Source organism: Mesorhizobium sp. M1428 (assembly GCF_040317515.1).
In the GTDB taxonomy this organism is placed as follows: domain Bacteria; phylum Pseudomonadota; class Alphaproteobacteria; order Rhizobiales; family Rhizobiaceae; genus Mesorhizobium.
Map to the genome: position 1 here is coordinate 320,906 of NZ_JAMYKT010000001.1, position 20,477 is coordinate 341,382.

General features: G+C 65.4%; 20 protein-coding genes, 1 pseudogene and 1 riboswitch. Of the genes and pseudogenes, 6 read left to right on the plus strand and 15 right to left on the minus strand.

Annotated features, from left to right (window positions below; genetic code table 11):
• Positions 1–3: 3 nt before the first annotated feature.
• The 5 genes from NKG60_RS01570 to cbiE are packed head-to-tail and all read right to left on the minus strand — an operon-like array spanning position 4 to position 4,532.
• Positions 4–1,353 (minus strand): cobyrinic acid a,c-diamide synthase CobB, encoded by a 1,350-nt coding sequence (locus NKG60_RS01570; protein WP_352666912.1) that lies wholly within the window; start codon positions 1,351–1,353, stop codon positions 4–6.
• Positions 1,350–2,156 (minus strand): uroporphyrinogen-III C-methyltransferase, encoded by an 807-nt coding sequence (cobA, locus tag NKG60_RS01575; RefSeq protein WP_352666909.1) that lies wholly within the window; start codon positions 2,154–2,156, stop codon positions 1,350–1,352. Before cobA ends, NKG60_RS01570 begins: the two co-directional genes overlap by 4 nt.
• Positions 2,153–2,917, minus strand: a complete 765-nt coding sequence (gene cobM, locus NKG60_RS01580; protein WP_352666906.1) for a precorrin-4 C(11)-methyltransferase — start codon at positions 2,915–2,917, stop codon at positions 2,153–2,155. The genes cobA and cobM overlap by 4 nt, the downstream gene beginning before the upstream one ends.
• The gene (locus NKG60_RS01585) at positions 2,914–3,294 is read right to left on the minus strand and encodes a cobalamin biosynthesis protein (RefSeq protein WP_352666903.1); all 381 of its coding nucleotides are present in this window, start codon (positions 3,292–3,294) and stop codon (positions 2,914–2,916) included. The genes cobM and NKG60_RS01585 overlap by 4 nt, the downstream gene beginning before the upstream one ends.
• Entirely contained in the window at positions 3,291–4,532 is a 1,242-nt protein-coding gene (cbiE, locus tag NKG60_RS01590) for a precorrin-6y C5,15-methyltransferase (decarboxylating) subunit CbiE (protein WP_352973907.1), read from the minus strand. The genes NKG60_RS01585 and cbiE overlap by 4 nt, the downstream gene beginning before the upstream one ends.
• Before the next feature lies 1 nt (position 4,533).
• On the opposite strand from cbiE, the gene NKG60_RS01595 reads away from it, so the two are divergent.
• Entirely contained in the window at positions 4,534–5,316 is a 783-nt protein-coding gene (locus NKG60_RS01595) for a cobalt-precorrin-6A reductase (protein WP_352666898.1), read from the plus strand.
• Here the strand turns inward: NKG60_RS01595 and NKG60_RS01600 are convergent.
• The 10 genes and pseudogenes from NKG60_RS01600 to NKG60_RS01645 form a co-directional block, all read right to left on the minus strand.
• Complete coding sequence (locus tag NKG60_RS01600) at positions 5,280–6,044, minus strand: precorrin-3B C(17)-methyltransferase (RefSeq protein WP_352666895.1); 765 nt, start codon at positions 6,042–6,044, stop codon at positions 5,280–5,282. The genes NKG60_RS01595 and NKG60_RS01600 overlap by 37 nt on opposite strands.
• Positions 6,041–6,799: a precorrin-2 C(20)-methyltransferase gene (locus NKG60_RS01605; protein ID WP_352666892.1), complete on the minus strand. Its 759-nt coding sequence runs from the start codon at positions 6,797–6,799 to the stop codon at positions 6,041–6,043. The genes NKG60_RS01600 and NKG60_RS01605 overlap by 4 nt, the downstream gene beginning before the upstream one ends.
• Positions 6,796–7,443 (minus strand): precorrin-8X methylmutase, encoded by a 648-nt coding sequence (locus NKG60_RS01610; protein ID WP_502903423.1) that lies wholly within the window; start codon positions 7,441–7,443, stop codon positions 6,796–6,798. The genes NKG60_RS01605 and NKG60_RS01610 overlap by 4 nt, the downstream gene beginning before the upstream one ends.
• A complete protein-coding gene (gene cobG / locus NKG60_RS01615; protein ID WP_352973910.1) occupies positions 7,440–8,933 on the minus strand; it encodes a precorrin-3B synthase in 1,494 nt (497 codons plus the stop codon). The genes NKG60_RS01610 and cobG overlap by 4 nt, the downstream gene beginning before the upstream one ends.
• Positions 8,930–12,595, minus strand: a pseudogene (locus NKG60_RS01620) (cobaltochelatase subunit CobN). The gene cobG and the pseudogene NKG60_RS01620 overlap by 4 nt, the downstream one beginning before the upstream one ends.
• An 18-nt stretch (positions 12,596–12,613) precedes the next feature.
• Positions 12,614–13,654 (minus strand): cobalamin biosynthesis protein CobW, encoded by a 1,041-nt coding sequence (gene cobW / locus NKG60_RS01625; protein WP_352865150.1) that lies wholly within the window; start codon positions 13,652–13,654, stop codon positions 12,614–12,616.
• Entirely contained in the window at positions 13,651–14,085 is a 435-nt protein-coding gene (locus NKG60_RS01630) for a DUF1636 family protein (protein ID WP_352865152.1), read from the minus strand. Before NKG60_RS01630 ends, cobW begins: the two co-directional genes overlap by 4 nt.
• A gap of 38 nt (positions 14,086–14,123) precedes the next feature.
• Positions 14,124–14,327, minus strand: a riboswitch (cobalamin riboswitch).
• Positions 14,328–14,386: 59 nt separating this feature from the next.
• A complete protein-coding gene (locus NKG60_RS01635) occupies positions 14,387–14,644 on the minus strand; it encodes a DUF6348 family protein (RefSeq protein WP_352973912.1) in 258 nt (85 codons plus the stop codon).
• Positions 14,536–15,081 (minus strand): DUF6348 family protein, encoded by a 546-nt coding sequence (locus NKG60_RS01640; RefSeq protein WP_352973914.1) that lies wholly within the window; start codon positions 15,079–15,081, stop codon positions 14,536–14,538. Before NKG60_RS01640 ends, NKG60_RS01635 begins: the two co-directional genes overlap by 109 nt.
• Before the next feature lie 28 nt (positions 15,082–15,109).
• Positions 15,110–16,330 carry a winged helix-turn-helix domain-containing protein gene (locus NKG60_RS01645; RefSeq protein WP_352973915.1) on the minus strand — a complete coding sequence of 407 codons (1,221 nt, stop codon included), beginning with the start codon at positions 16,328–16,330 and terminating at the stop codon, positions 15,110–15,112.
• A 335-nt stretch (positions 16,331–16,665) separates the two neighbouring features.
• Here NKG60_RS01645 and NKG60_RS01650 point away from each other — a divergent pair, with 335 nt between their 5' ends.
• From NKG60_RS01650 to nuoE, 5 genes are read left to right on the plus strand one after another with little or no spacing between them, the layout of a single operon-like run.
• The gene (locus NKG60_RS01650; RefSeq protein WP_023720750.1) at positions 16,666–17,031 is read left to right on the plus strand and encodes an NADH-quinone oxidoreductase subunit A; all 366 of its coding nucleotides are present in this window, start codon (positions 16,666–16,668) and stop codon (positions 17,029–17,031) included.
• Positions 17,022–17,603 (plus strand): NuoB/complex I 20 kDa subunit family protein, encoded by a 582-nt coding sequence (locus NKG60_RS01655; RefSeq protein WP_292664697.1) that lies wholly within the window; start codon positions 17,022–17,024, stop codon positions 17,601–17,603. Before NKG60_RS01650 ends, NKG60_RS01655 begins: the two co-directional genes overlap by 10 nt.
• A 5-nt stretch (positions 17,604–17,608) precedes the next feature.
• Complete coding sequence (locus tag NKG60_RS01660; protein WP_352669967.1) at positions 17,609–18,211, plus strand: NADH-quinone oxidoreductase subunit C; 603 nt, start codon at positions 17,609–17,611, stop codon at positions 18,209–18,211.
• Positions 18,212–19,402 carry an NADH-quinone oxidoreductase subunit D gene (locus tag NKG60_RS01665; RefSeq protein WP_352669969.1) on the plus strand — a complete coding sequence of 397 codons (1,191 nt, stop codon included), beginning with the start codon at positions 18,212–18,214 and terminating at the stop codon, positions 19,400–19,402. It abuts the gene before it with no gap.
• Positions 19,403–20,473 (plus strand): NADH-quinone oxidoreductase subunit NuoE, encoded by a 1,071-nt coding sequence (nuoE, locus tag NKG60_RS01670; RefSeq protein WP_352865162.1) that lies wholly within the window; start codon positions 19,403–19,405, stop codon positions 20,471–20,473.
• Positions 20,474–20,477 lie beyond the last annotated feature (4 nt).

Genomic DNA, 20,477 nt, shown 5'->3' on the forward strand with positions numbered 1-20,477 from the left:
GATCTATTCCGAAAACCGGCTACCACTTTTCGGGATCATGCTCTCGCCCCTCGCAATGGCATGGAAGAAGGTGCCGCTGACATTTTCGCGCCGGTAGCCAGAGGCGCCGAGCGGATTGCCTTGTCCGTCGGCGAGATCGGCCAGCGGCTCGTCATTGCCGGTCGCAATCATCTGCGCGTAGTGGAATTCATGGCCGCGGATCAGGGTGCCTTGGCCGCCGAGCGGACAGCCGGACCGCAGCCGCGCCTCGCGGTAGCCGAGATTCATCTTGCGCTTGGCGAAGCTGGTCGAATGGCCGAGGAGGCCAAGCATCCGATGCGTCTCGCCCGACGCGTCCTCGAGTGCCTCGCCGAGCACCATAAAGCCACCGCACTCACCATGCACCGACCGCGTGGCGGCGAACCGCGCCATGCCGGCCCTGAAATTCGCCGCGGCCGCGAGGCGGCCTGCATGAAGCTCGGGATAGCCGCCGGGCAGCCAGCAGACATCGCAATTGTCGCCAGGCGCCTCATCGGCGAGCGGCGAGAACGGAACGATCTCGGCGCCGGCCTTGCGCCAATGCATGGCGACATGCGGATAGAGGAAGGTGAAGGCGGCGTCCTCGGCGAGTGCAATGCGCTGGCCGGGCGGCGGCAGCGCGTCGCCGAAATTGCCCGGCGCCGGCGTGAATGGCGCCGCCAGCGCCATAATCGCGTCGAGGTCGAGCGAGCGCTCGACCATGTCGGCCAGCCGGTCGAGATGCGCCATCAGATTCTCATATTCGCCGGCCTGGACGAGGCCGAGATGGCGCTCGGGCAGGTTGAGCGAGGGATCGCGCAGGATGGCGCCGACGACAGGCAAGCCGAGTGCTTCGATGGCATCGCCGCATAGCCGGCGGTGGCGCTCGCTGCCCAGCCGGTTGAGCACGACCCCCGCCATGCGTACATCCGGGTCATAGGTGGCAAAACCCTTGGCGACGGCCGCTGCCGTGGTCGACTGGCCGGAGACATCGAGTACAAGCAGCACTGGCAGGCCGTAGAGCCGGGCGAGATCGGCAGCCGAACCGGAACGACCTGGAGCAGCCGGAATCCCGTCGAACAGGCCCATGGCGCTTTCGAGCAAGATAAAATCGGCATCTTCGGTCGCTTCGCCGGCCAGTGCGTTGAGCAGGGCGGGTGGCATTGCCCAGCTGTCGAGATTGATGCCGGACAGGCCAGTGGCGGCGGTGTGAAAGCCGGGATCGATATAGTCCGGGCCGGATTTGGCACCGCGCACTTTCAGCCCGCGCCGGGCGAGCGCGCGCAAGATGCCGATGGTGACGCTGGTCTTGCCCGAGCCCGAGCGCGGCGCGCCGATGATGATGGCGCGGGTCATGGCTCACCCGCCAGTGCCGCGCGCATCCCGACGATGCCGCCGACGACGATCAACGCCGGCGAGGTCAAGCCGGCTGCCGCCGCTTCCTCGGCAATTGTGGCGAGCGTGGCGACGACGATACGCTCCTGCGGCGTCGTCGCGGCAACGATGACCGCGGCGGGTGTCGAAGATGGCAGGCCGCCCTCGAGCAGCGAAGCGGCGATCAGCGACAGGTTGGCCATACCCATATAGATGACCACCGGCTGGCCGGTACGGGCGATGGCCGCCCAGTCGAGATCGTCATCGGTGCCGGCGGCATGGCCGGTCGCCAGGATCAGCGCCTTGTTGATGCCGCGCATGGTGCCGGGAATGCCGGTCGCGGCCAGCGCGCTGAGGCCGGACGTCAGGCCGGGCAGGATGCGGAACGGGATAGTTTCCCCGGCCAGCGCCAGCGCCTCTTCGCCGCCACGCCCGAAAATATAGGGGTCGCCGCCCTTCAGCCTGACGACGCGCCGGCCCGCGCGCGCCAGCCGGACCAGCAAGGCGGTGATGTCGTCCTGCTTCATCGAGGGCTTGCCACCGCGCTTGCCGGCATAGAACAGTTGCGCGCCCTCGGCGACGGCGACGACTTCCGGCGAGACCAGCGCGTCATAGACCAGCGCGTCGCACTGTCCGAGGGCGGCCAGCACTTCCAGCGTCAGGCAGCCGGGATCGCCAGGACCGGCGCCGGCCAGCCAGACATGCCCGGGCTCAAGCTGGCGCGGCTTGAAGTTCAGCCGGGTGAGCGCCTGCTCGACCGTAGTGTTTCTATTGCTGCCGCTCACAATCCGTCCCGTCCGCGAAAGCGCCGCTGGTAGTGCGCGTCATACAGTGAACTTTCGCCAAAGCCTTCCGCCGCCAGCGAGCGGCCGACGAAGATGATTGCCGTGCGCTCCATCGGATCGGCGGCCAATTGCACTTCAATTGTCGCCAGCGTGCCGGTCAGCACGCGCTCGTCCGGCCAGGAGGCGCGGAAAACGACCGCGACCGGGCAGTCGGCGCCGTAATGCGGCGTCAGCTCGGCGACGACGCGGTCGACGGCATGGATGGCGAGGTGGATGGCGAGCGTGGCGCCGGTGCGGCCGAAGCCGGCCAGGGTTTCGCCGGGAGGCATTTTCGAGGCGCGGCCGGAGATGCGGGTCAGCACCAGGCTTTGCGCGACTTCTGGAATGGTCAGCTCGCGGCGCAGCGCTGCCGCCGCAGCGGCGAAAGACGGCACTCCAGGCGTCAGCGTGTAAGGGATGCCGTGCTTTTCCAACCGGCGGATCTGCTCGGCAACGGCGCTCCAGACCGAAAGATCGCCGGAATGCAGGCGGGCGACGTCATGGCCGGCCGCGTGGGCGGCCAGATATTCTGCCTCGATCTCGTCGAGCGACATCGGTGCGGTGTCGATCAACCTCGTTCCGGGCGCGCAGTGCTGCAACAGCTCCGGCGCAACGATCGATCCCGCATAGAGGCAGACGGGACAACTGCCGAGCAGGCGGCTGCCGCGCAAGGTGATCAGGTCGGCGGCACCCGGACCGGCGCCGATGAAATGGACGGTCATGGCGCATCTCCGCTGATGGCGATGGCGCAGGTGACAGCACCGAGCACGGTGCGCGGCCCGAGCAGTTTTGCGCCTTTGCCGGCGGCGGCAAGCGCCGAGGCTTCGGAAACCGACGGGGTGCCGGCGTGCTCCTGCGATAGGTCGGAGTGGCTGGTCGTAGATGCAGCTTTGAGTTCGTCCTGCTCGACAACGATTACCGGAAGGCGGAGTTCGCGTCCGGCGGCGAAGATTGCCGCTTCATCCTGCTTGAGAGACGCGGTCGCGAGGGCCGAAAGCGCGGGCAAGGCAAGCCCGTGCGCCTCCAGCGCGGTTTCTACCGCGGCAAGCACGTCCGTTGCGCTGACGCCTTTGCGGCTGCCGATGCCCGCGACCATCATGGTTTGACCCAGCTCCATTGGGTAACCGGCATAGCTGGCCGCCAGGCCTGCATCGAACCGACCCGCGAAGCACGGGATACAGCGATGCGGTTGAGTTCACCGCCGAGCGCAGCGTGACGGGAAAGCAACAGCGCCTCCATCTCCAGCGTCACCGCGTTGGCGACGAGGCGGCCGCCGGCAGGTAAGGCACCGAGGGCTCTTTCCAGCACGCCGGCATCGCCGCCGCCGCCGCCGATAAAAATCGCCGTCGGCGTTTCCAGGCCGGCAAGCGCTTGCGGTGCCGAACCTTCGACGACGGTGAGACCGGGAACGCCGCAGGCCCCGGCGTTGCGTCGGATGCGCGCGGCGCGGGCCGGATCGGCTTCGACGGCGATGGCGCGCATCGACGGATGCGCCAGCATCCATTCGATGCCGATGGAGCCGGAGCCGGCGCCGATGTCCCATAGCAGTTCGCCGCGCCTTGGCGCGAGAGCGGACAGGGTGACGGCGCGTACTTCGCGCTTGGTGATCTGGCCGTCATGCTCGAACAAATGATCGGCAAGTCCCGCTGTCAGCGGCAGGATGCGTGCTTGCAGAGTCGAATCAACTTCGATCGCGAGCACGTTGAGCGGATTGATCTTTGCGAGGTCGAAGGTGCCGGCGCTCGCCGAGCGCAGCCTTTCGTTCGGGCCGCCAAGCGCCTCCAGAACCGTCAGCCGCGAGGCGCCGAAGCCGAGCTCTGTCAACAGACTGGCAATCGCTCCCGGCGCATCGCTGTCCGAGGTCAGCGCGAGAATGCGGGTGCAAGGATGCAGCAACGGCCGGATCAGGTCGAGCGAGCGACCATGCAGCGAAATGGTCTCGACGTCCTGCAGCGCCCAGCCAAGGCGTGAGGCGGCCAGCGAGAAGGCCGAGGGCGCGGGGATCACCCGCATATCCTCCGCCGCGACCTTGCGGGCGAGGGTGACGCCGACTCCGTGGTGGAAGGGATCGCCAGAGGCCAGCACGCAGACGCGCCTGCCGGAGAGCGCCAGCACGTCGCGCAGCTCGGCATCGAAAGGCGTCGGCCAGGTGCACGCTTCACCTTTGGCGAGCGACGCGACGAGGGCAAGGTGGCGCTTGCCGCCGAAGACGAATTCGGCCTCCGCGATCAACCGCTTGGCCTCGTCGCCGAGACCCGCTACACCGTCCTCGCCGATGCCGATGATCGTGAGCCATTTTGGAGTGAGCACGGCGACGCGCGGACCTTCAGCAGGCATGATGACCCACCGCATTCTGATCCTCGGCGGAACCACCGAAGCCCGGCAACTGGCCGGAAAGGTGGCCGCGCGCGCGGATATTTCGGTCATGCTGTCGCTGGCCGGCCGCACCGAAAGCCCGGCCGCGCAAGGGGTGCCGGTACGGGCCGGGGGCTTCGGCGGTGCCGGCGGGCTGGCGGGGTATCTCCGCCAGAACCAGATCGACCTGCTGATCGACGCCACGCATCCCTATGCGGCGCAAATCTCCGCCAATGCGGCGGAAGCAGCGCGCATGACCGGCGTGCCTATCGTTGCGCTCAGGCGCCCCGGATGGGAGGCGGTCGAGGGTGATCACTGGATGTTGGTCGATAGTGTTGCCAGCGCGGTGACGGCTCTGGGATCGGTGCCGCGCTGCGTGTTCCTGGCGCTCGGGCGGCAGGAGGTCGCTGCCTTCGAGGCAGCTCCCCAGCATCATTATCTCATCCGCAGTGTCGACCCGGTCGAGCCCAGGCTCGCTGTGCCCGACGCGACCTATCTCTTGGCGCGCGGGCCATTCCGGGAAGTCGACGAACATGCACTGCTTCTGCAACGCCACATCGATGTCGTTGTTTCCAAAAACAGCGGCGGCGAGGCGACCTACGGCAAGATCGCGGCAGCGCGAGCGCTGGGAATCGAGGTGGTCATGATCCGCAGGCCGGCGCTGCCGGACGTCGCGTCGGCCGAGACCGTCGATGCACTTGCCGCGATGGTCGATCATTTTCTGGTCGGTCATGTTCTTGGGCCCGCTGCCGAACGCGGCGTGTAGACCAGGGCGGCCTTGTCACCCCGCTTGATGATCCTGGTTTCCGGCGAGCCGATGATGATGCAGGTCGCCATGTCGGCCTTCGCGGCATCGGCGTCGGCCAGTAGACAAACCTCGATGCGCTCGTCGGGACGGCCGGCGGCACGGCCGAAGATCACCGGCGTGGTGCCGGGCAGGATCGCAGCAAGGCATTCGAAGGCGCGGCCTAGCTGCCATGGGCGCGCCTTGCTGATCGGGTTATAGAGCGCGATGACGAAGCCGGCGCCGGCTGCCGCCAGCAGGCGCAGCTCGATCAGGTCCCACGGCTTCAGATTGTCGGACAGCGAGATGGCGCAGAAATCATGGCCGAGCGGCGCGCCAATGCGGGCGGCGACGGCGAGCATGGCGGTGATGCCAGGCACGATAGCGATGTCGACCGCGCGCCATTCGGGCGGGCCAGCCTCGATCGCCTCGCAGACAGCCGCCGCCATGGCGAAGACGCCGGGATCGCCGCCCGACACGACGGCGACATCGTGGCCCTCCGCAGCCTTCATCAGCGCGTCCCTGGAGCGGGCGAGTTCCTCGCGATTGTCGGAGGCGATGCGGGTCTGGTCCGCGCGCAGGTCGAGCCGGTCAAGATAAGGCTGGTAGCCGTAGAAGAATTTCGCCTCGGCAACGGCGCGGCTGGCTTCCGGCGTCACCTGGTCGGCATTGCCTGGCCCGAGGCCGATGACGGTCAGGCGGCCGCTCATGCTTCGGCTCTCAATGCATTTGGCCGGCCCGACCAGCCGGCCACCAGCACGATGGCGAAATAGGGCGCCTGGTCGTCTTTTTTGTCGGCAAGCCGCATCGAGACACCGCCCGGCATGGTGCCGCGCTCGACATAGATTGCCCGCGCCAGCTTGTCGGTTGCCTCCAGCGCACGCCTGATCTTGGGCAGGTTGCGCCCGACTTTCATGATCACCGCGGCATCGGTGTCGGCAAGGCGGCGCGTCAGCTCGAATTCGCTCATGGTGCCCGGCAGCACCGTCAGCACATCGTCGCCCTGGACGATCGGCAGGCCGGTCGCCGACCAGCAGCCGGACATGGCGGTAACGCCGGGAATGACCTCGGTCGGAAAGCGGTGCGCCAGCCTGACATGCAGATGCATATAGGAGCCGTAGAAAAGCGGGTCGCCCTCCGAGAGTACCGCGACCATCCTGCCGGCGCTGAGGTGCTCGGCAAGCTTTTCGGCCGATTGCTCATAGAAATTGGTTATCTGCGAGCGGTAATCGCTGTGATCCTTGTCGATTTCGGTCGTCACTGGATAGAGCAGCGGCAGTTCAATCAAATCGGGGCGAAAATGGGTTTCGACGATGGCCCGGGCGTTGCTGTTGTTGCCGCGCTTAGCGAAATGCGCAACAACATCGGCCTCGGCCAGAGCACGCACTGCCTTCAGCGTCAAAAGTTCCGGGTCGCCAGGACCGGTGCCGACGCCGACCAGCCGACCTTTTGCGATCGCATTCATAGGCCCGGCCTCGCCAAAGCGTTGAGTGCGGCGGCGGTCATGGCGCTGCCGCCCAGCCGACCGCGCACGATGGCGTAAGGCACGCCATAGGAATTTTCGGCCAGCGCATCCTTCGATTCGGCGGCACCGACAAACCCGACCGGCATGCCGATGATCGCCGCCGGCCTTGGCGCGCCGTCGCGCAGCTTTTCCAGCAAATAGAAAAGGGCTGTCGGCGCATTGCCGATGGCGACGACCGAACCGGCCACGCGCTCGCCCCACAGGTCGATCGCCGCGGCCGAGCGGGTGTTGCCGATCTTTTTCGCGATGTCGGCGGTCCGCGGATCGCGCAGCGTACAGATCACCTCGTTGCCGGCCGGAAGCCGGGCGCGCGTGACGCCATGCGAGACCATCTGCGCGTCGCAGAAGATCGGCGCGCCGGCGCCCAGCGCCGTGCGCGCAGCGGCAATGAAATCGCGCGAGAAAACGAAATGCCGCGCAGCCTCGACCTGGCCGCAGGCGTGGATCATGCGGATAGCGACGTCGGCCTCGGCTTCGGAAAAGCGCGACAGGTCGGCCTCGGCGCGGATAATGGCGAAGGAGCGCTCGTAGATCGCCGTGCCATCATGGATGTAGTCGTAGGCGTTCTGGGCGGGCATGCTCATTCCTGTCGGTAGATTTCGGTGATGCCGGCCGCGCCGAGCCTTGCGAGGCAAGCAGCAGCAGTTTCGCCGGGATGTCGTGCGCTGCGGATCGCCGCTGCAATGCGGCCGATGCCGTGCGCAGCGTCGTAGCCCGGCCTGTATCCGGCGGGCAATGCCTTTGCCGTCCCGTCCACGACAAGTCCGGCTCCGTTTTCGCCGCCGACCAGGGTCAGCGCCGCCGGGCCGGGACGGGCGCAGCCCTTGGCACAGCCGGAGATGTGCAATGTGAGCGAGGAATCGAGGAGGTCGCGGTTTTCTGTAGCGATGATCTCGGCGATGTCGCGGGTGGCGATCCGGCCGGAGGCGCAGGCGGGTGCGCCGGGGCAGGCGGCGATCCTGGTGCGCGGATCAGCTGCGTCGGTGACAAAGCCGACGGTTGCGGCGGTTTTCTGGAGTGAAAGACATGCGGCTTGGGAGAGGCCAAGCAAAAGCAGCGCGCGACCTGGCGCCAGGCGGATTTCGGTGACGCCGAGGGTGAGGGCGTATTGCGTCAGGCCGATGAGCTTTTGCGCTGGCATACTGCCGAAAGGGAGGCCGATGCCGAGGGCGATTGCGCTGCCGTTGAGAGGGAAGAGGCCAATCGGCGAAGGCGTTGACTCGGACAGTTTAAGGGGCAGGCGATCCTGCACACCCCCCTCTGTCCTGCCGGACATCTCCCCCGCAAGGGGGGAGATCGGCAACTTCACCGCCAGCTCTTCCTCGGCAGAAATTGACGAAAACCGAGATGAGGGCGCAATCTCCCCCCTTGCGGGGGAGATGTCCGGCAGGACAGAGGGGGGTGCGAAGGAACGCCAGCTTGCCAGAGATCTCAGCTGCCTCTCCGTCAAATCCCGCGCATGAGCATCGCGGCCCTTTTCGGCAATCATCCTGAGAATGGCGATGGCGATGTCACAAGCCGCATCTTGCTCGGCCATAACGAGTAGCATCGCAGTCTGACCGTCGTCAGTGACAGCCACCTGCCACTGCGTTCGCGCACCGGTCCGCATCGCAGCCAGCCTCACATCGGCCGTCACCGCATGCATGGCCAACTGCCCGCCGCCATCGACAACCACCGAAACCTTCGGACCGAGGCGCTGCGCCAGCCCGGCTTCTCCAATCGCAGCACGAATACGCTCAGCCAGCGGACGCGGGTCGGCGATCTCCTGGGGATCCAGCCCGGCCAGCGGGCCGGTCTCGACCGGCACGCCGGTGCGCACCGCGATGCCGAGCGCATCGACCTCCATCGCCAGCAGCCGCGCGCTCTCCGCCGTCAGGCCGCGTATCTGCAGGCTGCCACGCGCGGTCACTTCCATGATGCCGTTGCCATGCCGCAGGGCGGATTCGCCGAGTCCGATCAACGACTTTGGCGACAATCCTCCAGCGACCGGATTGAGCCGCACCAGCAGCCCGTCGCCGGTCTGCATCGGCGCGGACAAAGCAGGGCAGGCGCCGCGTCGGGAGAAGGCGTTCATGCCGCCACTCCAAGCGCCTGGGCTTCGGCAATCAGTGCGGCGAGATCGTCATCGATCGAATTGCGCAGGGGGTGCCAGAGCCCGCGCCGCCGGGCCGAGAGGAAACGCTCGGCAATCACCTTCGCCGCTGCCGGGTTCTCGCGCAGGATGAAGGCGCGGACCAAGGGGTCGCCAAGATAGGCGTCGTGCACGGCCTCGATCAGCGTGCCCGATATGGCATGGGTAGTTTCGGCAAAGCCGACAAGCCGGTCGACCGTCTCGGCGAATTCCGAAGCACCGCGCGGCCCGTGCCGCATCTGGCCGGCAATGAAGCGCGGGTTGACCGCGCGGGCGCGAACTACCCGGGATACGGCGTCGCCAACCGAGCGCGGCTTCGGCTTTTGCGGGTCCGTGGTGTCGAGCACGATGACATCGGCGTTTTTGCCGAGCGCGGCAAGTGCTGCCGAAAAGCCGCCGATGAAGGCGACGTCGGCCGAGCCTTCGAGGATGTCGCGGCCGGGGTCGTCGCCGGTATGAACCAGAAGGTCGGCCTCAGCGATGCGGCCCTCAAAAGCGCCGGGCGCCGAGACACCTTCGCCCTCGGAGCCGCCATAGGCGTGCGAGGTGGCGGCGAGATAGGTGCGGCCGATCTCTTCGCGCGCGGCCCAGTCGCCGCTCGACAACAAATCCTCGACGCCGGCGCCGTAAGTGCCCGGTGAGGTGCCGAAAATGCGCGGGCTGATCTTGCCGTCTTCACGGGTTCTCGCCGCGAGCGGGTTTTCCGAATCGTCCTCTTCGCGGGCGGCGACCGCGTTGGCCGCGGCATCGATCAGCGCGATCTGGGTCGGGAACATGTCGCGGAACAGGCCTGATATGCGCCAGGTGACGTCGACGCGCGGACGGCCGAGCGTTGCCGGCGGCAGCACCTCGATGCCGGTGATGCGGCCGGTGGCGGAATCCCATTGCGGCCGGCAGCCCATCAGCGCCAGGCCTTGCGCGATCTCCTCGCCGCCGGTGCGCAGCGAGGCCGAGCCCCAGAGGTCGATAACCAGCGAGCGCGGCCAGTCGCCATGCGATTGCATGTAGGCGCGGACGACTTCTTCCGCTGCCACCTTGCCCAGATCATAGGCGGTCGGCGTCGGCATGGTGCGCGGGTCGGCGGTAAACAAATTGCGGCCGGTTGGCAGCACATCGCGCCGGCCCCGCGCTGGTGCACCGGCCGGACCGGCGGCGACGTGACGGCCGTCGAGAGCCGCAAGCAGTGCGGCCTTTTCAGCTGCCGCGCTTTGCCGGCGCAACGGATCGGTTTCACCTTCCGGCGAGCGACCGTAAATGTGCAGGCCGTCCTTGATGGCGAAATCCTTGAGATCGCAGAGCCAGGCGTCGATGCGGCGCAAAGCCTCGTCGGCTGCGTCGGTCCTGGCGACGCCCGCCTCAAAGGCGAGCCCGGTCTTTTGCGCGGTTTCGACGATCAGCTTGGCCAGGCGGTCGCGGCGGCGGCGGTCGAGCCCGTCGGCTTGGGCATATTCGTCGACCAGTCGTTCAAGCCTGTGCTGGTTTTCGTCCAGCCCGGCGCCGGTCAGCGGTGGCGGCAGATGGCCAAGCGTGACGGCGGCAATGCGCCGCTTGGCTTGTGCTGCCTCGCCGGGGTTGGAGACGATGAACGGATAAATGACGGGCAGGGCGCCGGTGACGATTTCGGGAAAGCAGTTTTCGCTGAGCGCGACGGTCTTGCCGGGCAGCCATTCCAGCGTGCCGTGGGCGCCGACATGGACAATTGCATGGATGCCGAGCGACTTGCGCAGCCAGAGGCCAAAGGCAACCAGCGCATGCCGCGGCGGCAGCGTCGGGTCGTGATAGTCGGCGCGGCGGTCAACTGAGCGCCCGCGGTCAGGCGCGAGTGTCACGGTGACGTTGCCGAAGGTGGCTGCGCGGAAGGCGAATTTTGCGGCGGCAGGCGCTTGAACACCCCCCTATTTGGGGGGGGCCAAGTAGCGGGGGGCCGCGGGGGGGGGGGGGGGGGGGCGGCCGGGGGGGGGCGCGGCCCCGCCTATTGGCGGGCCGGCGGCGCTCCACCCCCCCCCCCCGCCCGGCCCACAGCCCCCCGCCAGGACAGAGGGGGGTGCCTCGCGCGAACCTGTCTCATCTTCCGCCTTACCCCATGCCGCCTCCACCGCAGCAATTGCCGCCGTCGGCAATTCTGCCGAAAATGCGATGTAATCGTGCAAGGTCAACCCGTTATCACCGCGCTCTAACCTCTCCAGCAACTCGCGCGGCGTTTGCGGAATCCCCTCAACGGCGTAGCCCTGTTCCCTCAGGTCATGCAGCATTGCCAGCACGCTGGACGGGACGTCGAGGCCGACTGCGTAGCCGGTGCGACCGGGGGCGCTCGGATAGTCGGGGATCAGGATGGCCAGCTTGCGTTCCGCGCGGGGCGTCCGCTGCAGGCGCACGAAGGCCTCGACACGGTTCGCCACTTGCGCCACGCGGGCGGGCTCAGGCCGGTTGGCGAAGGCGCGAAAGGCCAATGCGGGATCGGTTTCGCTTTCATCCTTGAAGGAAATGGCGCCGGCCAGGATGCGGCCGTCGAGCTCGGGCAGGACGACATGCATGGCAAGGTCGGCGGGCGCCAGGCCGCGCTGGTTACGTTGCCAGATGTCGCGGCGGGTGGTCGCGACGATGACCTGGAACACCGGTACGCCGGCGCGGTCGAAGAGGGTTTCGATGCCAGGCTCGGCCCCGGAGGCGAAAGCAGTGGTGGTGATGATGGCGGCAGGCTTCAGGGTTGCAAGCGCAGTTTCGACAAAGGCGAGGGATGTTGGGTCCTTCAGGCTGGAGACGAAGATGGGGACGGGGGTGATGCCGCGTTGGCGCAGGGCTTCGAAAAGCGCGTCGATCGGCGCGACATCGGCGGCGAGCAGCATCGAGCGGTAGAACAGAATTGGCACGACGTCCCCCTCCCCCTCGAGGGGAGGGTGGCCCGAAGGGCCGGGTGGGGTCGTCGCGGCAGTGCTCGACGTTTCCTGTTGGTGCGCTTCAAAGTGTTGGCGCGCTTCGGAGAGGACCCCACCCCCGGCCTGCGGCCGGACCCTCCCCTCAAGGGGGAGGGGGACGCCGCGTTCTACGACCCCCAGTCCCGGCTCGTAAAATCCCGCCTTTGGCACGCTGACCGGTTCAGCGACCGCCACACCCGATCCAGCGAGACTTGCCAACCTCTGCACCAGCGCCGCCATATTTGCCGGACCGCCTTCGCGGAAATAGTCGAGCAAGCTGTCCAACTCCTCGCGCGGCAGCGTCGAGCCTTCGATCAGTCGCAAGTCCTCGTCGTGGCTCTCGCCTGGTAGGAGCGCGAGCTTGATACCGCGATTTCGCGCGATAACGGCGAGCTGATCGCAGCCATAGCGCCACCAGTCATAGCCGCCGAGGATGCGGACCAGAATGACCTTGGCGTGGCGGGCGACGCTGTCAATCCAGAGATCGACGGACATCGGATGGCGCAGGTCGCGCAAGGCGGCGAGCCGCATCGATGGCAGGTGGTGCGCATCTGCCTTCCACGCCGTCGCCAGCCCGGCCAGGTCGCTGTCGGTGAAGGACAGCGCCACGACATCCGCAGGCGTTTGCCTGAGATCGACAGGCTCGGCGAGATCGTCGAGCGAGGCGGATGTGGTGGTGAGGATGTGCATCGCGGCTCGTACCTGGGGTCAGCCGGCGAGGATACGCTCGATCGCCGGGCGGTTCAGCCCCTTCAGGCCGATGACGACAAGGCGCGAGCGGCGATCGTCTTCGGCGGTCCAGGCGCGATCGTAATAGTGGTTGACGCGCGGACCGACGGCCTGCAGCAGGAGCCGCATCGGCTTGCCGCCGACTTCGACGAAACCCTTGACGCGCAACACGTTTTCCTCCTCCGCCGCCGTGGCGACGCGTCGTGCGAGCTCGTCCGGGTTGGACACGGACGCGATGTCGATGACGAACGAGTCAAAATCGTCATGCTCGTGGTCGAGCTCGTCGTCGTGGTGGGTCTTGCGGTTCTCGATGTCGTCCTCGACGGCGAGGCCGAGGCCGAGCAGCACCGACGGGTCGACCTTGCCTTGCGAAGTCGGCACGATCTTCACCGCCCGCGCAACATGCTTGCCGATGACGGCATTGGCGCGGGCCGAGCCGGCTGCGTCCATCAGGTCGCTCTTCGACAGGATAATCAGGTCGGCGCAAGCGAGCTGGTCCTCGAATACTTCCTCGACCGGATCGTCGTGTTCGAGCGTCTCGTCCTGCGCGCGCTGCGCCTGCAGGGCGTCCATGTCGTTGGCGACGCGGCCATCAGCCAGCGCCGGTCCGTCGACCACGGCGATGACGCCGTCGACCGTCACGCGGCTTTTCACCGACGGCCACTGGAAGGCCTGGACCAGCGGCTTGGGCAAAGCGAGGCCGGATGTTTCGATCAGGATGTGGTCGACCCTCGGCGTCAGCGACAGGATCTGGTCGAGCGCCGGGACGAAATCGTCGGCCACTGTGCAACAGATGCAGCCATTGGCCAGCTCGACGATGTTTTCGTCGGGGCAGCTGTCGATGCCGCAGCCCTTCAGGATCTCGCCGTCGATGCCGATGTCGCCGAACTCGTTGACGATGATGGCCAGCCGCTTGCCCCCGGCGTTTTCGAGCAAATGGCGGATCAACGTCGTCTTGCCGGCGCCGAGAAAGCCGGTAACGACGGTGCAGGGAACGCGCGAAAGGGAGGCAGTGGTCATATCAGGTCCTTCAAAAGGTCAAGGGGAGGGATGCGGGCAACCAGGCCGCGCTTCAGGCAATCGGGACGGCCGCGCCACGGAATGAGCCCATCCGTCGAGGTGGCGAACAGCTTTGCGCCGGTCACGAGATCGGCGCCGCTGGTCGCGGTCAGGTCGCCGAAGACGTAGCTCCAGCAGCCGTCGCGCAAAATCGCGGCGCTGAGCCGGCGCTTGCAATTGCCGAGGCATTCGACGGTGCGGATTTTAATGTTTTCGCTGGAAGCGGCGCGGCGCGTGTCCTCGGCGAGCAGTTCGCCGGCGCGCGGACGAGCGTCCGAACCGGTCTCGTCACGGCAGGACGAGCAGACGATGACGGTAACGCCGGCCGGGGAATCACCATGGCCGGACAATAAATCCGCTGTCTCAGCCGGGAAACTGCTGTCGCGTTCCAAATCAGGCTCCTTGCCCGGAAAACCCGCCAGGCGATCGGATTCTTATGTCCTAGACGGCAGGTCTCCTGGCTCGCGCGTCATCGCCTGGGTGCCGCCTTCCCGGGAATATCCCAGTGGTTTTCGGCCTTGGCTCGTCGCTTACAGTTGCGGGGACAGCCGCGGATTTGAAATCGAGATTTCGCACCGCATTCCCTCTTGGCCCCTGCCGTTGCGGGCAGGGGACCGTCTGGAATGGATTTAGGCTTGTGGAGGCAGTCGTGTCAACGCACGTCTACGACGCGGCAATGTCGGCCAAAGGCTGTCATGTCCCGCCTTCCGGCAGTGCCAGGATAACTTGCCGGATTGCTTGATAGCCATCGCCATAGTCCCAATCATGACTGATCGCCAGATTTTGACCTTCTTGCCAAACCGCGTTGTCCAGAAGGACTTCGCCACTAATAAGCGTGCCGTTCAAGCCTGCCAGAAAGGTCCGTACAAAATGGCCTCCGGGGGGTACCGAAGCTGTGAACAGCTTTTCCAGCTTGGCATAGAATGCTGGTAGCCTCGGCTTAGCGAGCATAGCTCGGTAGTGGCTTGGGAAATGACGGGTCCGCCATAGATTTTCCAACGGGCATTGTTGCGCCAGATGTTCCAACGGGCGCTGCTTCGCTGCCAAATCTCTACCTCGGCCTGTATGTCGTCGCAGACATGATCAGCCAGCCCCTCAATGGCCACGTGGAAAACACCACGGATAAATTTTTCAAACGCCTGATTCAATTCTTCTTCGCGCGTGTCGCCGAAGCCAGCAAATGATTCAATGACCGGCTGAACATCAAGCAGCGGAGAGAATATGTAGATTTCAAGAACGAGCCGACCGTTAGAACCCGTCTCGAACACCTCAGCCTCAAACCGAAGTTGCCTCGACTGGAGCGTGACGTCCTGCTCTCTACGTATTGCATCTATTCCATGTGCAATCAGCGCACCATGGATCATGTCGAGCACTTCGTGCGATGCCATTACAAACCTACCAGGTTTCTTGGAGCGTCTATGACAGACGCTGTGGGGGTTGGCCATCTATCTGACTGGCCAGCGCCGGCCCAAGATCACCGGCAGCCGTCACCTCGATGCGCTCAAGCCCGAGCCAGCCCTGCATCTGCTTCAATTCCTCGAAGAGTTCGGCGGCAGTTTGCGGCGGGGCGCCGGGCTCCGCATAGGCGGCATGGACGCGCAATACGCCGGCCGGACGGTCGGCCCTGAGGTCGACGCGCCCGACGATGCTGTCGCCGAGCAGGAACGGCAGCACATAATAGCCATACTGGCGCTTTTTGGCCGGCGTGTAGATCTCGATGCGGTAGTGGAAGTCGAACAACCGCTCGGTGCGCGACCGCTCGAAGACGACGGGATCGAACGGCGCGAGCAAGGCGCGCGCCTCGATCCTGCGCGGCAAACGGGCGTCCTTGTGGAGATAGGCCGGCTTGTTCCAGCCTTCGACGCTCACCGGTAACAGCTCGCCGGCCTCGACCAGCTCCTCGAGGCGGCCCTTGATATCGGCGGGCGAGAGGCGGAAATAGTCGCGCAGATCGCCTGCCGTGGCGACGCCGTGGGCGCGGGCGGAGATACGCAGCAATTCGCGGTGCGCATCCTCGGGGCAGGGAACCGGCAGAGTGAGTACCGCCGGCGGCAGTACGCGCTCCGGCAGATCGTAGAACCGCTCGAAGCCGCGGCGATGCGCTGTGGTGATACGGCCGGCCCAGAACAGCCATTCGAAGGCGTGCTTGGCATGGCTCCAGCCCCACCAGCCACCATTGCCCTTTTGGCCTTCGAGGGCTGAAGCGGCGATCGGGCCGTGATCGACGACCTGGCGATAGATCTCCTCGATATAGGCGGGGTGCTCGCGGCCCCATTTGGCCAGTCCGCTGTACATTTCGTCGCCGCGCTCGGCCCGCTGCATGCGCCAGCGCATCAGCGGATAGGTCTCGACCGGCAGGAACGAGGCTTCGTGCGCCCAATATTCGAAGACCATGCGCTTGCGCGTTACGGCAGCGTCGTCGAGCAGCGCCAGCTTGTAGGGGCCAAGCCGCGAATAGAGCGGCATATAGTGGGCGCGCACCACGGCGCTGACGGAATCGATCTGCAGCAGGCCGGTACGGGCAAGCACGCGGGCCAGATGCCTGCGGTCGGGCGTACCGGCGGGGCGGGGGTCGTTGAATCCCTGTGCCGCCAGCGCGATGCGACGGGCCATGCGAAGCGAGATTTTTTCCTTCATCAACGCGGTATCCTGATGATGCTGGACAGAGCAGAGAACCTGCGATTCCGTGCCATGCTAGCAGGGTTTTGGCGGCATCCATGTCAGGAGAGAAAAGTGGAGTGAAAAATGAAAGAAATCAAACAGGAGCGGATCGGACCAGTTTTGCCGGATATGCCGCCCAGCACCGCGATTTGAACAAGGTTTGACTTGCTTCGCCGAAAGCGCTGCGCTAACCCTCGCCGCGTTGCAGCATAGAGCCCCCTTAAAACGGTTCAGTGGTTAAACTGTCACGCTTCCGCAAGTGGGTCCGGTGCTGTAATCAGAGTGGATTGGCCGCCAACGGAAACTGCAGCATGAACGCACTTTTAGGTTCGTACCTGCCCATAGTCCTGTTCATCGGCGTGGCGCTGGTGGTCGGGCTGGCGCTGCTCGCCGCACCCTTCCTGGTGGCCTACCGCAACCCCGATCCGGAAAAGCTTTCGGCCTATGAGTGCGGCTTCAACTCGTTCGACGACGCCCGCATGAAGTTCGATATCCGCTTCTACCTGGTGTCGATCCTGTTCATCATCTTCGACCTGGAGGTGGCCTTCCTGTTTCCTTGGGCGGTGTCGTTCAGTCAGATCGGCATGCTCGGTTTCTGGTCGATGATGGTGTTTTTGGCGGTGCTGACCATCGGCTTTGCCTATGAATGGAAGAAAGGAGCGCTGGAATGGGATTGAGCGACAATTCCGGCACGCTCGTCGCGCCGAAGCCCAAGGGCCTCATCGACCCCAACACCGGCAGGCCGGTAGGGGAGGATGATCCGTTCTTCCTGGAGATCAACAACGAGCTCGCTGACAAGGGCTTTCTCGTCACCTCGACCGAGGCGCTGATCACCTGGGCGCGCAGCGGCTCGTTGATGTTCATGACGTTCGGTCTCGCCTGCTGCGCCGTCGAGATGATCCACACCTCGATGCCGCGCTATGACTCGGAGAGGTTCGGTGTCGCGCCGCGCGCGTCTCCGCGCCAGTCCGATATCATGATCGTCGCCGGAACGCTGACCAACAAGATGGCGCCGGCGCTGCGCAAGGTCTACGACCAGATGCCGGAGCCGCGCTACGTCATCTCGATGGGCTCCTGCGCCAATGGCGGCGGCTATTATCATTATTCCTATTCGGTGGTGCGCGGCTGCGACCGCATCGTGCCGGTCGACATCTACGTGCCCGGCTGTCCGCCGAGCGCCGAAGCACTGCTCTACGGCATCCTTCTGCTGCAGAAGAAGATCCGCCGCACCGGCACGATCGAACGGTGAGCGGCATGACCCAGGCGTTGAACGATCTCTCGACCTATCTCGGCGAGAAGCTGACCGGCCGGATCGGCGAGGCGGTGCTCGCCTATGGCGAACTCACCATCTCGGTCGAGCCGCGCGACCTGATCGAGGTGGTGACCTTCCTGCGCGACGACCCGAAATGCCAGTTCATCTCGATCATCGACGTCTGCGGCGCCGATTACCCGTCGCGGGCAAAGCGCTTCGACGTCGTCTATCATTTGCTGTCGCCGAGACAGAATATCCGCGTCCGCATCAAGGTCCAGGCCGACGAAGAGACGCTGGTGCCGTCGATCACCGGCATTTATCCCGGCGCCGACTGGTTCGAGCGCGAGACTTATGATCTCTACGGCGTGCTGTTTTCGGGCCATCCCGATCTGCGCAGAATCCTGACCGACTACGGCTTCGAGGGCCATCCGCTGCGCAAGGATTTTCCGCTGACCGGCTTCGTCGAGGTGCGCTACGACGACGAAGCCAAGCGCGTCATCTACGAGCCGGTCGAGCTCAAGCAGGAATTCCGCAATTTCGATTTTCTGTCCCCTTGGGAAGGCACGGATTACGTGCTGCCCGGGGATGAGAAGGCAAAGCAGTAAATGGCTGAAACCTCCGTCCGCAATTTTAACATCAATTTCGGCCCTCAACATCCTGCAGCGCATGGTGTTTTGAGGCTGGTTCTTGAGCTGGACGGCGAAGTCGTCGATCGCGTCGATCCGCATATCGGGCTTTTGCATCGCGGCACGGAAAAGCTGATCGAGCACAAGACTTATCTGCAGGCCGTGCCTTATCTCGACCGGCTCGACTATTGCGCGCCAATGAACCAGGAGCATGCCTTTGCGCTTGCCGCCGAGCGGCTGCTCGGTATCGAGGTGCCGAAGCGCGGGCAACTTATTCGAGTTCTCTACTCCGAGATCGGCCGCATCATGTCGCACATCCTCAATGTGACGACGCAGGCGATGGATGTCGGCGCGCTGACGCCGCCGCTGTGGGGTTTCGTCGAGCGCGAAAAGCTGATGGTGTTTTACGAGCGCGCCTCTGGCTCGCGCATGCACGCCGCCTATTTCCGGCCGGGCGGCGTCCATCAGGACCTGCCGCAGAAGCTGATCGAGGACATCGGCAAGTGGATCGATCCGTTCCTGAAGTCGGTCGACGATCTCGACGCGCTTTTGACCGGTAACCGTATCTTCAAGCAGCGCAATGTCGACATTGCCACCGTCTCCTTGGCGGACGCCTGGGCTTGGGGTTTTTCCGGCGTCATGGTGCGCGGCTCGGGTGCGCCGTGGGATCTGCGTAAATCGCAGCCCTACGAATGCTATGCCGAGCTGGATTTCGACATTCCGATCGGCAAGAACGGCGACTGTTTCGACCGTTATCTGGTGCGCATGGAAGAGATGCGGCAGTCGGCGAAAATCATGCGCCAGTGCGTCGACCTGTTGCTCGGCAAAGAGGGCAGCGGGCCGGTGTCCAACCTCGACGGCAAGGTGGTGCCGCCGAAGCGCCAGGCGATGAAGCGCTCGATGGAAGCGCTGATCCATCACTTCAAGCTCTACACCGAAGGCTACCGCGTGCCGGCCGGCGAGGTCTATGCAGCCGTCGAGGCGCCGAAGGGCGAATTTGGCGTCTATCTCGTCTCCGACGGCTCCAACAAGCCCTATCGCTGCAAGCTGCGCGCGCCCGGCTTCGCGCATCTGCAAGCCATGGACTTTTTGTGCCGCGGCCACATGCTGGCCGACGTCACCGCCGTTCTCGGCTCCCTCGACATCGTGTTTGGTGAGGTCGATCGCTAAATGTCAGTCCGCCGTCTCGCAGAAGCCAGCCTCCAGCCAGCCTCCTTCGCCTTCAACCGGGCGAATGCGGCAGCGGCGAAGCAGTGGATCAAGAAATATCCGAAGGGGCGCGAGCAATCCGCGATTATCCCCTTGCTCATGCTGGCGCAGGAGCAGGAAGGCTGGGTGACCAAGGCGGCGATCGAGACGATCTCCGACATGCTCGGCATGCCCTATATTCGCGGGCTGGAAGTCGCCACCTTCTATACGCAATACCAGCTCAATCCGGTCGGCACTCGCGCCCATATCCAGGTCTGCGGCACCACGCCCTGCATGCTGGGCGGCTCGGAGGCGCTGATGGATGTGTGCCGCTCGAAGATCCATCACGACCAGTTCCACACCAACGACAAGGGCACGCTGTCGTGGGAGGAGGTCGAGTGCCTCGGCGCCTGCGTCAACGCACCGATGGTGATGATATTCAAGGACACCTATGAGGATTTGACGCCGGAGCGGCTTGCCGAGATCATTGACCTCTATGACACCGGCAAGGGTGCTTCGGTGACGCCAGGGCCGCAAAACGGCCGCGTCACCTCCGAGCCGGCCAGCGGCCTGACGACCCTCAAGAGCGAAAAGGCGATCCTAAAGGCGACCCGCGACCGGGAAACCAGGGCGGCGACCAAGGCCGCCAAGGAAACGGCGCCGGCGGCTGCCGCCGCAGCACCCGCGGCGCCGGCCCTGCCAGCCGCTCCTGCCGCGCCGGCGCCGGTTGCGCCCTCGAATGCCAGCAAGCCGAAAACCGATGCGGTCGAGACGAGCCCGGCGCTGAAATCGCCGTCGGCGACAAAAGTCGCGCCCGCGGCGGAGAAGGCGGCGAGCGTTGCAGCGCCGCTGCATTCGGCCGCCAATGCCAACAAGGCCGAGCCGCAGGTCGAGGACGTCTCGAAACAGCGCAAAGGGCCCAAGAACAAGGCCGAGCCGGCGTCTGCTTTCAAGGCGCCGGAGGCCAAGGTCAAACCGGCGAAGGCTGCCGCCAAGGCGACCAAGCCGTCGCCCGGAAACAGGAGCCGGCCGACCGGCAAGAAGCCGGTCTGAGGAA